The organism is Marisediminitalea alba (genome assembly GCF_002993365.1).
Taxonomy (GTDB): domain Bacteria; phylum Pseudomonadota; class Gammaproteobacteria; order Enterobacterales; family Alteromonadaceae; genus Alteromonas; species Alteromonas alba.
This window is the reverse complement of the sequence record NZ_PVNP01000214.1, coordinates 1-1,104: the sequence shown is the minus strand read 5'-3', so window position 1 is coordinate 1,104 and position 1,104 is coordinate 1. Positions and strand designations below refer to the sequence as shown.

General features: G+C 52.4%; 1 protein-coding gene. It reads right to left on the bottom strand.

Annotation, left to right across the window (positions count from 1 at the left end):
* A partial coding sequence (gene ltrA, locus C6Y40_RS23330; RefSeq protein ID WP_105936858.1) for a group II intron reverse transcriptase/maturase occupies positions 1-1,104 on the bottom strand: 1,104 nt, incomplete at both ends.

Here is a 1,104-nt window from a genome sequence, read left to right as displayed (position 1 = left end):
CCTCGTTGGTTTGTCGCTGACCACCATGCCCGACTCTCGCTAAGGCCTGCTTTCATCAGATTACCAGCACGGGTAAACACTCCCTTCCATTGCCGCCATAACAGGCAGCGGAGTTTTCGTCGTATCCAACCGTCTAGTTCTTCCAGCACGCCTTTAACCTTTGTCAGGCGGAAGTAGCTTATCCAGCCACGAAGTACTGGTGTCAATACGTTTATCGTGTCACTGACTGAGCGCGAGCAATGCCCTGTGGTCAGTTCGCGGATTTTATCCTTGAAGCGACTCACACTTTGCGCGGCGATTTTCACCCGGCTCTCTTTGTGCCGGGTAAAGCTATAGCCTAAGAACTTGCGTTCCCATGGCCGGGCTACCGCGCTTTTGTTGACATTCACTTGCAGCTTCAGTTCGTTAGACAGGAAGTCGGTGATATCGGCCAGTAGGCTCTCGCCTGCCTTTTGACTGCTCACGTAGATATTGCAGTCATCGGCATAGCGGCAGAAGCTGTGACCTCGTCGCTCTAATTCATTGTCTAAGCTATCCAGCAGGATGTTTGATAGCAATGGTGACAGTGGGCCGCCTTGCGGCATGCCTCTGTCCCTTGTGACCCATTCGCCATTATCCATCATGTCCGCTTCAAGGAAGCGACGGATGAGTTTCAACAGCCGTTTATCTTCTATCAGGTTCGCCAGTTTCGACATTAAGATGTCATGGTCTACCCGGTCGAAGAACTTCTCCAAATCCATGTCTACGACCCACCGTTTTCCGCTACGTATGTATTGCTGTGCTTGTTGCACTGCTTGCCATGCATTGCGGTTTGGTCTGAATCCGTAGCTGGAGTGAGAGAAGTACGGTTCTACCAACGGACTTAGCCGTTGTGCTATCGCTTGCTGGATGAGTCTGTCTACCACCGTTGGTACGCCTAACGTCCTGACGTCGCCGTTCGGTTTCGGGATATCCACTTTACGGATGGCCCGCGGTAGATAGCTGCCCTCTGTCAGTGAGACCTTCACACCTTGCCAATGCTGTTTCAGCCACGGTTTTAAGTCCAGCGTGCTCAGGTTATCTACACCCGCTGCGCCTTTATTCTCCACCACCCGCTGATAGGCC